A 10,761-nucleotide genomic window follows, 5' to 3' on the forward strand; every position below is an offset into this window, starting at 1 on the left:
CGCTGGCCTGCGCGGCGGCCTGCGCCGGTTGGAGAGCGCCTCGGCCTCGGCCTGTTCGCGATCGTCCTCGGGGTCGAACCGCTCGGCGCGCGGTGCGCGGCGGCGCCCCGCCGGGCGCCGCTCGTCGTCGGGCAGCGCCTCGCGCCACTGGTCCTCGTACCGTTCGTCGTCGCTGTCGTGCTCCGCCGGCTCGACAGGGGGCTCGATGAGCCGCAGCTTGGCCGCGAGGAGCCGCAGCCGCTGCGGGATGGCGTTGACGGGGGTGGCGGTGACGACGAGCAGTCCGAAGACGGTGACCAGCAGCAGCAGCGGTACGGCGAGGACGTCGCCCACGGTGAAGATCAGCGGCTTGGAGACGGCCCAGCCGATGAGGCCGCCCGCGTCCTGCATGGCCTCGGTCCCCTCCCCGCGCCCGGGGGCTCCGCAGGCGATGTGGACGAGCCCGAGCACCCCGAGGACCAGCGCCGAGAGGCCGATGACGATGCGTCCGTTGGCCTCGGGCTTCTCCGGATACAGGATCAGCCGTACGGCGACGGCGCCCAGCAGTATCGGTACGAGCAGGTCGAGCCGGCCGAAGGCGCCGGTGATGAGCATCTCGACCAGGTCGCCGACGGGGCCCTGCAGATTCGACCAGGTGCCGGCGGCGACGACCAGCGCGATTCCCAGCAGCAACAGCGCGACGCCGTCCTTGCGGTGCGCCGGGTCGAGGCCCTTGGCGCCGCGCCCTATCCCCCGGAACATCGCGCCCACGCCGTGGGCGGCACCGAGCCATACGGCGCGGGCGAGCCGGTACACGCCGTTCGTCGGTGACGGGGCGGGCCTGGGCGCCGGTTTGGCCGCGGCCTTCTTCGCGGGCGCTTTGCCCGCCGGTGCCTTCTTCGCGGCCGCCTTCTTCGCGGGCGCGGATTTGCCCGGCGCCGCCTTCTTGCCGGGAGCCGCCTTCTGCGGGGCGCCAGTTGTACGCCCGGCGCGCGGCTTCGCGGTGCCCTGGGAACCCTTGCCGGACGTACGTGAGGCCATGGTGCTGAGGTTACCGGTGTGGGCGGTCGCGGACACGTGTGCGCCCCGCTTCACCCGTTCGTGTCGCCCCCGACCGGCCGGGAAGTGACGGTCCGGCCGGGAACTGACGGTCAGTTCTGGGAGGGAAGCGAACCCGGACCGCCACCGCTGCCGGGTTCCAGGGCGTCAAGCGCCCGGCGCAGCCCGGTGAGTTTGCGCTCCAGATGGGCGGCGGTCGCCACCGCCGACGCGTCGGCCGAGTCGTCGTCCAGCTGCTTGGAGAGGGCTTCGGCCTGCTCCTCAACTGCCGCGAGCCGCGCGGACAGTTCGGCCAGCAGCCCGGCGGGCTCCTTCGCCTCGCCCGCCCCGGCCAGTTGCAGCCTGAGCAGTTCGGCCTGCTCCTTCAGCTGGCAGTTCTTCATGTACAGCTCGACGAAGACCGAGACCTTGGCGCGCAGCACCCACGGGTCGAACGGCTTGGAGATGTAGTCGACCGCACCGGCCGCGTATCCCCGGAAGGTGTGGTGCGGGCCGTGGTTGATGGCCGTGAGAAAGATGATCGGGATGTCGCGCGTACGCTCCCGGCGCTTGATGTGCGCCGCCGTCTCGAAGCCGTCCATTCCCGGCATCTGGACATCCAGCAGAATGACCGCGAAGTCGTCCGTCAGAAGCGCTTTGAGCGCCTCTTCCCCTGACGATGCCCGCACCAGCGTCTGATCGAGCGCAGAGAGGATCGCCTCCAGCGCCAGCAGATTCTCCGGCCGGTCATCGACCAGGAGGATCTTGGCCTTCTGCACCATGGCCACCCGCCCTCCTCGCCCCGGCATGGGGCGTCCCCTGTCGGCAGTACCCCTGCTGTTGCCGGGTGTCGCCCCTGGAGACGGCTCCCTTACGCCGTCCGTCCTTGTGCCGGTCATGGTAGCCGCACCCCGCCTGTCGCCACACCCTGTCACCGTGATGTCACTGTGCACGAAGCAAAAACGTAGCGGGAGACCAGAACGTTCCCCGCACACGCCGCCTCACACCCGGCCGACCGCAGCCAACCGGCCCGTCACGATGAATCGTGCACCCTGCGGCTACTTCCCCCGCATCCACCCCTCCATCACCGAGAGCAGATAGTCGGGATCGACCGGCTTCGTCACGTAATCGGAGGCTCCCGCCTCCAGTGCCTTCTCCCGGTCGCCCTTCATCGCCTTCGCGGTGAGCGCGATGATCGGCAGCTCGGCGAACTGCGGCATCCTGCGGATCGCCGACGTCGTCGCGTACCCGTCCATCTCCGGCATCATGATGTCCATCAGCACGACCGTCACATCGTCGTGCTGCTCCAGGACTTCGATGCCCTCGCGGCCGTTCTCCGCGTACAGCACGGAGAGACCGTGCTGCTCCAGCACGCTCGTCAGCGCGAAGACGTTCCGCACGTCGTCGTCGACGATCAGCACCTTCTCCGCCGAGAACGAGTACGTACGACGCTCCTGCGGCGCCTCCTGGGAGCCCTGATCACCTTCCGCGTTGACCCAGCTCGCCGGGGCGCTCCCGGAGCCCTCAGCGACCACCGAGGACGGCTGGGCCGCCTGCTCCGCAGGCGCCGGACCCTGCTCGACCGCGGCCGAACTCTTGCGCCGGCGCCGGAACAGCGCGGCGGGACCCGGCGGCAGCTCCGCCGGCGTCGACGCCTGGAGCTGCGCGTGCCCGCCCATCTCCGCGTCGGAGGCGCGCACCTGCGGATCCACCAGGCCGCCGGGCGACAGCTGCGGATAGCCCTGCGGCGGCAGCTCGCTGGGGTGCAGCGGCAGATACAGCGTGAACGTCGAACCGCGGCCCGGCTCGCTCGCCGCGTGGATCTCACCGCCGAGCAGCCGCGCGATCTCGCGGCTGATCGACAGACCGAGGCCCGTACCGCCGTACTTGCGGCTGGTCGTGCCGTCCGCCTGCTTGAACGCCTCGAAGATCACCCGCATCTTGCTCGCCGCGATACCGATACCGGTGTCCGTGACGGAGAAGGCGATCAGATCGCCGTCGGCCTCGCGCAGCGACCGCGCTTCGAGCATCTGCTCCCTGATCGCGTTCGGCACGTCGGCGCCCGCCGGCCTGATCACCAGCTCCACCGCACCGCCGTCGGTGAACTTCACCGCGTTCGACAGGAGGTTGCGCAGCACCTGCAACAGCCGCTGCTCGTCGGTGTGCAGCGTGGCGGGCAGCTCAGGCGACACCCGGACGGAGAAGTCGAGCCCCTTCTCCGCGGTCAGCGGCCGGAAGGTCGCCTCCACGTAGTCGACGAGCTGGACCAGCGCGATACGGGTCGGGCTGACGTCCATCTTGCCCGCCTCGACCTTCGACAGGTCCAGGATGTCGTTGATCAGCTGCAGCAGGTCGGAGCCCGCGCCGTGGATCGTCTCGGCGAACTCCACCTGCTTCGGCGAGAGATTCGACTCGGCGTTGTCCGCGAGCAGCTTCGCCAGGATCAGCAGCGAGTTGAGCGGCGTCCGCAGCTCGTGCGACATGTTCGCCAGGAACTCCGACTTGTACCGCATCGAGACGGCCAACTGCTCGGCGCGCTCCTCCAGGACCTGCCTGGCCTCCTCGATCTCGGTGTTCTTCACCTCGATGTCGCGGTTCTGCCTGGCCAGCAGCTCGGCCTTCTCCTCCAGTTCGGCGTTGGAGGCCTGGAGCGCCTTCTGCCGGTTCTCCAGCTCGGCCGACCGCTCCCGCAGCTGCTCCGTCAGCTCCTGCGACTGCTTCAGCAGCACCTCCGTCTTGGAGTTGACGCTGATGGTGTTGACGCTCGTCGCGATCATCTCGGCGATCTGGCTCAGGAAGTCCCGCTGGATCTGCGTGAACGGCTGGAACGACGCCAGCTCGATCACACCGAGCACCTTGCCCTCGAACAGCACCGGCAGCACGATCACATGCGCAGGTGACGCCTCACCGAGCCCGGACGAGATCTTCAGATAGCCCGGCGGCACATTGAGCTGGATCGTCCGCTTCTCCTCGGCTGCCGTCCCGATCAGCGTCTCGCCCGGCCGGAACGACGTCGGCATCGAACCGGCCGAGTAGCCGTAACTCCCGCGCATGCACAGCTCGTACGAACCGTCCCTGCTGACCTCCCTGCCCAGCTCGGGCAGGGTGCCCGTCTGCATGGCGAGGAAGAAGGCGCCGTGCTGCGCCGAGACGACCGGGGTCAGCTCGCTCATGATGAGCGACGCCACGTCATCGAGGTCGCGGCGGCCCTGCATCAGCCCGGAGATACGGGCGAGGTTGCCCTTGAGCCAGTCCTGCTCCTCGTTGGCGAGGGTGGTGTCACGCAGGTTGGCGATCATCGTGTTGATGTTGTCCTGGAGGACCTGGATCTCGCCCGCCGCGTCCACGTCGATCTTCAGATTCAGATCGCCGCGGGTCACCGCGGTGGCGACGGCCGCGATGGCGCGGACCTGCCGGGTCAGATTCCCGGCCATCTCGTTCACCGACTCGGTGAGGTCACGCCAGGTGCCGTCCACGTCCCGCACCCGGGCCTGGCCGCCCAGCATCCCGTCGGTCCCCACCTCGCGGGCGACCCGCGTCACCTGGTCGGCGAACGACGACAGCTGGTCGACCATGGTGTTGATGGTGTTCTTCAGTTCCAGGATCTCGCCGCGGGCGTCGATGTCGATCTTCTTGGTGAGATCGCCCTTGGCGATGGCGGTGGTGACCGTGGCGATCTGCCGCACCTGCCCCGTCAGGTTGGACGCCATCGAGTTCACCGACTCGGTGAGGTCCTTCCACGTACCGGAGACGCCCGGCACCCGGGCCTGACCGCCCAGCTCGCCCTCGGTGCCCACCTCACGGGCCACCCGGGTCACCTCGTCGGCGAACGACGACAGCGTCGTCACCATGATGTTGACCGTGTCGGCGAGTTCGGCGACCTCACCGCGCGCCTCGACCGTCACCTTCTTCGTCAGGTCACCGTTGGCGACCGCCGAGGAGACCCGCGAGATGTTCCGCACCTGACTGGTCAGGTTGTTGGCCATCGTGTTGACGTTGTCGCTGAGGTCCTTCCAGATACCGGTGACCCCGCGCACCCGCGCCTGGCCGCCGAGGATGCCTTCCGTACCCACCTCGCGGGCGACCCGCGTCACCTCGTCGGCGAAGTTGGACAGCTGGTCCACCATCGTGTTGACGGTGGTGACCAGGTCGAGGATCTCGCCCTTGGCGTCGACGGTGATCTTCTTCGACAGGTCGCCCTTGGCGACGGCCGTCGTGACCTCGGCGATGTTGCGGACCTGCGACGTCAGGTTGTTGGCCATGAAGTTGACGGACTGGGTGAGGTCCTTCCACGTACCGGACACACCCTGCACCTCGGCCTGGCCGCCCAGCATGCCCTCGGTGCCCACCTCACGGGCCACCCGGGTCACCTGCTCCGCGAAGTTGGACAGCTGGTCCACCATCGTGTTGAGGGTGTTCTTCAGCTCCAGGATCTCGCCACGGGCGTCCACATCGATCTTCTGCGACAGGTCACCCCTGGCGACCGCCGTCGCGACCTGCGCGATGTTACGGACCTGCGAGGTCAGATTCCCCGCCATGCCGTTCACGGAATCGGTCAGATCGCGCCAGACACCCGCGACACCCGGCACCTGCGCCTGACCGCCCAGCCTGCCGTCCGTACCGACCTCACGGGCCACCCGCGTGACCTGGTCGGCGAAGGCGGACAGCTGGTCGACCATCGTGTTGATGGTGTTCTTCAGCTCCAGGATCTCGCCCCGGGCGTCCACATCGATCTTCTGCGACAGGTCACCCCGCGCGACCGCCGTCGTCACCTGCGCGATCTGCCGCACCTGGTCGGTCAGGTTCCCCGCCATGAAGTTGACGGAGTCGGTCAGTTCCTTCCAGGTCCCGGAGACACCGTCCACCCGCGCCTGGCCGCCCAGCATGCCCTCGGTGCCCACCTCACGGGCCATCCGGGTCACCTGCTCGGCGAACGACGACAGCTGCGCCACCATCGTGTTGACGGTGTTCTTCAGCTCCAGCATCTCGCCGGCCACATTGACGGTGACCTTCTGCGACAGGTCCCCGTTCGCGACCGCCGTCGTCACCTGCGCGATGTCCCGCACCTGGCCGGTGAGGTTACGGAACGCGGTGTTCACCGAATCGGTGAGGTCCTTCCACGTACCCGCCGCACCCGGCACCTCGGCCTGGCCGCCCAGCTGCCCCTCGACGCCGACCTCCCGCGCCACGCGCGTGACCTCGGAACCGAACGAGTTCAGCTGCCCCACCATCGTGTTGACGGTGTTCTTCAGCTCCAGCATCTCGCCCGCGACATCGACGGTGACCTTCTGCGACAGGTCCCCGTTCGCGACCGCCGTCGTCACCTGCGCGATGTCCCGCACCTGATTGGTCAGGTTGCCGAAGACCGTGTTGACCGAGTCCGTCAGGTCCTTCCACGTACCCGCCGCGCCCGGCACCTGGGCCTGGCCGCCCAGCACACCCTCGGCCCCGACCTCGTTCGCCACGCGCGTCACCTCGTCGGCGAACGTACGGAGCGTCTCGGTCATCTGGTTGATCGTCTCGGCCAGCTGCGCCACCTCACCGCGCGCGCTCACCGTCACCTTCTGCGACAGATCGCCGTTCGCGACCGCCGTCGTGACCTCCGCGATGCCGCGCACCTGGTTGGTCAGGTTGCCGGCCATCGTGTTCACCGAGTCGGTGAGGTCCTTCCAGACCCCGGCCACCCCCGGCACGGTCGCCTGGCCGCCCAGCTCCCCCTCGGTGCCCACCTCGCGGGCGACCCGGGTCACCTCCGAGGAGAACGACGACAGCTGGTCCACCATCGTGTTCACGGTGTTCTTCAGCTGAAGCATCTCGCCGGCCACATGGACCGTGACCTTGCGCGACAGATCACCCTTGGCGACGGCCGTCGTGACGAGAGCAATGTCACGTACCTGGGCCGTCAGCCGGTACGCCATCGTGTTGACCGAATCCGTGAGGTCCTTCCACGAACCGGACATACCGCGCACCTTGGCCTGGCCGCCGAGTTTGCCCTCGGTACCGACCTCCAGCGCCACCCGTGTGACCTCGTCGGTGAACGCCGACAACTGGTCGACCAGGTTGTTGACGGTGCGGGCCACCTTCAGGAACTCGCCCCGCAGCGGCCGCTCCGCACCCTCGGCCGAATGCGAGCGCAGCTCCATGCGCTGCTCAAGATCACCCTCGGCGACCGCGGAGAGCACCCGGCCCACCTCGGAGACGGGCCGCGCCAGATCGTCCACCAGAGCGTTCGACGCGTCGATGGCGGTGGCCCAGGAACCCTCACAGGCCCCGGTCTCCAGCCGTTCGGTGAGCTTTCCCTCACGGCCCACCATGCGACGCACCCGGGCCAGCTCGCCCGTGAGATGAAGATTACGGTCGGCGACCTCGTTGAAGACGGCGGCGATCTCCGCCATCACGTCGTCGCCCGACACGGTCAGCCGCTTACGGAAATTCCCGTCCCGCATCGCCACGAGGGCCGTCAGCAGTCTGTTCAGGGCAGCGGCATCCACCTCGGCCGTCCCATTGTTCCGGGACCGTCCGCCTTTCGTGCGCGTGTGACCGCCACGCGTCTCCACGTCAGACTCCACCGTGTCCCTCCCGCAGGGGTTGACCGTACTGCCCGGACTCTCTCCGGAAGCCTGCCCAGTGTTTCACCCTGGCTGAACCAGGCGATAACAGTTCGGCAGCTTCGCATAGCGTCCCCACCCCAATAGGGCGGAAACAGTGCTGACCGGCATCCGCCAGGACCGCGAAGGTAAGTAACCTGGCATCCGGCTGTCCAACCGTCCCGGTCCGCCCGGCGGGGACGGAGCGGCAAAAGTACTACCGACGGGCATGTGAAGGGGCGGGGCCGATTCATGGCAGAGCCGGGTGTCGAAACGCGTACGAGGAGTTCTGTGATCACCGCGCGGGCCGCCGCCACCTTCGAGCCCGAAGGGCGCTCCGTGGCGACTGCCCGTGCCTTCGTCCGGGACACCCTCCAGGGCTGGGGCTACTCCGACGTCGTCGACGACGCCGTGGTCCTGACCAGCGAACTCGTCACCAATGCCGTCATCCATGCCGGAACCTCCGCCGACGTGCTCTGTCTGCGTACCGAGGACGGCGTCCGCGTCGAGGTCGCCGACCGCTACCCCGAGCGCGAGATCCCCATCCAGGGGACCGGCCGCCAGTTCGGCAATCCCGACAGCGAGAACGGCCGGGGACTGCTGCTCTGCGCGGCCCTCGCCTCACGCTGGGGCGTGGAGTACACCCCCACCAAGAAGCAGGTGTGGTTCCAGCTCGACATGCCCGACCGCCCGGTCGGCACCCGCTCGGCGGGACCCGCCCTCCCCACAAGTCTGCTCCCCGTCGCCGACGAGCGCGTACGCGTCGCCGTCGTCCAGGTCGACCCGGCGGGCGCCGTGGCGAACTGGAACGACGACGCCGAACACCTCTTCGGATACGCGGCCGACCAGGTCACCGGCAAACCCTTCACCGACTTCGCCGCCTGGCCGCACACCCCGGGCATCGGCATGGGCATCGCCGAAGCACTCCGCCTCTCCCGCTGGGAGGGCAGCTACGGCATCCGCTGCGCCGACGGCCGCGTCATCCCCGTCTACGCCGCGCACCTCCGGGTCCGCGACACCGACGGCGCCCCGTCCACGGTGTGCCTGCTGGTACGCGACTACGAGCGCGCCGTCATCCAGACCCCGCCGCGCGCCCCGTCCACCGACAGCGCCGAGCACAGGGCCGCCGACCCGTTCGAGGTCTTCATCGGCTCCCCCGCCCCCGAAGACCTCGACGGCCTCCTCCAGCGGACCGTCGAACGCGCCCGCGACATGCTCGACGGCGACTCCGCCTTCCTGCTGCTCGCCACGGACGACGAGACAGAACTCGAAGTACGCGCCACGACCGGACTGCCCTCCGCCCGTCAGCGCTTCGCACGCGTCCCCGTGGAGGCCGGCACAGGACGCTACGGCTCGGCGCGCATGCCGGCCGTCCACGACGACCTCACGGCCGTCCCCGGCGCCGTACCGCTCCTGAGCGACACCGGCATGCGCTCCGTCGTCACTGTCCCGCTCAAGGTCGAAGGCCGGCTCACCGGCTCCCTCGGCGTCGCCGCCGAAGGCTCGGCCCGCTTCAGCAACGAAGCCGCACTGCGCCTGCAGTTCGCCGCCGACCGCATCGCCCTGGCCGTCGAATCGGCCCGCCTCGGCGAACTGGAACGCCTGCGCCGAGGCTCGCTGTCCTTCCTCGTCGAGGCCTCCGACCTGCTCGCCGGAACCCTGGACCGCAACCAGACCCTGGCCCTGATGGCACAGATGACGGTCCCGACTCTGGCCACCTGGTGCGCGGTCTACACGATCGCCGACCAGTCGTCGGACCCCGAGCTGTCCTTCGTGCTGCACGAGGACGAGGAGCGCATCGACGGCCTGAAGGCCCTGCTGTCGAAGATCAACCCGCCGGAACCGGTCCCCACCCCCGGCGCCCGCATCTGGACGGCACCGTCCGAAGCCGCACACCAGTCGGCGCTGCGGACCTCCATGCGGGAGCTGGGCGGCGACGCGGCGCTCGCCGGATCGGGCGTCGGTCCCACGCTGGCCACGGCCGCAGCGGTGGGCGGCGAGACCGTGGTCCTGCCCCTGGTCGCCCGCAACCGCGTCATCGGCCTGCTCACCCTGGGCAAGCCCTCCGACGACCACTTCCGCCAGGAGATCCTGGAACTCGCCGAAGACCTCTCCCGCCGGGCGGCCCTGGCCCTCGACAACGCCCGGCTCTACTCGGAGCGCACGGCGATCAGCCAGTCCCTGCAGCGCAGTCTGCTGCCGCCGGGGCTCCCGCAGATCCCGGGCGTCGAGGTCGAGGTCATCTACCGCGCGGCCGGCGAAGGCAACGAGGTCGGCGGCGACTTCTACGACCTGTTCCCCATCAAGGACGGTGCCTACGGCTTCGCCATCGGCGACGTCTGCGGTACGGGCCCGGAGGCAGCGGCCGTCACCGGGCTCGCCCGGCACGCCCTGCGCCTGCTGGCCAGGGAGGGCTTCAGCGGCCCGGCTGTGCTGGAGCGTCTGAACGCGGCGATCCTCGACGAAGGCGACCGCAGCCGCTTCCTCACCCTGCTCTACGGCGAGTTGTGGCCGCAGGAGGACGGCAGCGCGAACCTGAAGGTGGTCTGTGCCGGCCACCCGCTCCCCCTGCGGCTACGCCAGGACGGCACGGTCGAAGCGGCAGCCGAACCCCAGCCGCTGCTCGGCGTGATGGAGGACCTGGAGCTGTACGAGCAGATGATCACGCTCGACCCGGGAGACGTACTGCTGTGCGTCACCGACGGCGTGACAGAACGCAGGGAAGGCACCCGCATGCTGGGCGACGACGGCCTGGCGGACGTCCTGACGACCTGTACGGGACTCACGGCGGGAGCGGTCGCCTCACGCATCCTGCGCGCGGTGGAACGGTTCGCCGCGGAGCCGGCGTCGGACGACATGGCCATCCTGACGATGCGCATCCCGGAGCCGCAGCCCAACTAGCGGCGAGGTGCCGGCACATGACGGCACATGAGAAAGGCCCCCGCCATTGGCGGGGGCCTTTCTGCTGAGCTGAGCCCCAATGCGGAATCGAACCGCAGACCTTCTCCTTACCATGGAGACGCTCTACCGACTGAGCTATTGGGGCGCGACAACAGGCAAAAGCATACCTGATGCGGGGCGGGCTCAGAAACCCCACGAGGCCTGCCACGGAGGGCGGTTGACCGTAAACGCAGAAAAGCCCCCGCACCGTGAAGGT

At 69.1% G+C, this 10,761-nt stretch carries 3 protein-coding genes, 1 tRNA gene and 1 pseudogene; 1 reads left to right on the top strand and 4 read right to left on the bottom strand.

Features of this window, described 5'->3' with window-relative positions; genetic code table 11:
* The 3 genes and pseudogenes from HY68_RS01800 to HY68_RS01810 form a co-directional block, all read right to left on the bottom strand.
* Window positions 1-1,020 (bottom strand): annotated as a pseudogene (locus HY68_RS01800) (cell division protein FtsK); the annotation flags it as partial.
* 110 nt (window positions 1,021-1,130) lie between these two features.
* Window positions 1,131-1,799, bottom strand: a complete 669-nt coding sequence (locus HY68_RS01805; RefSeq protein WP_041983711.1) for a response regulator — start codon at window positions 1,797-1,799, stop codon at window positions 1,131-1,133.
* A gap of 276 nt (window positions 1,800-2,075) precedes the next feature.
* A complete protein-coding gene (locus HY68_RS01810) occupies window positions 2,076-7,508 on the bottom strand; it encodes a HAMP domain-containing protein (RefSeq protein ID WP_041983713.1) in 5,433 nt (1,810 codons plus the stop codon).
* 348 nt (window positions 7,509-7,856) lie between these two features.
* On the opposite strand from HY68_RS01810, the gene HY68_RS01815 reads away from it, so the two are divergent.
* On the top strand, window positions 7,857-10,505 hold the full coding sequence (locus HY68_RS01815; RefSeq protein ID WP_041994987.1) for a SpoIIE family protein phosphatase: 2,649 nt from the start codon (window positions 7,857-7,859) through the stop codon (window positions 10,503-10,505).
* A gap of 72 nt (window positions 10,506-10,577) precedes the next feature.
* Here HY68_RS01815 and HY68_RS01820 read toward each other — a convergent pair.
* Window positions 10,578-10,650 (bottom strand) — tRNA-Thr (locus HY68_RS01820).
* Between the last annotated feature and the right edge of the window lie 111 nt (window positions 10,651-10,761).

The sequence above is a fragment of the Streptomyces sp. AcH 505 genome, from assembly GCF_000818175.1.
In the GTDB taxonomy this organism is placed as follows: domain Bacteria; phylum Actinomycetota; class Actinomycetes; order Streptomycetales; family Streptomycetaceae; genus Streptomyces.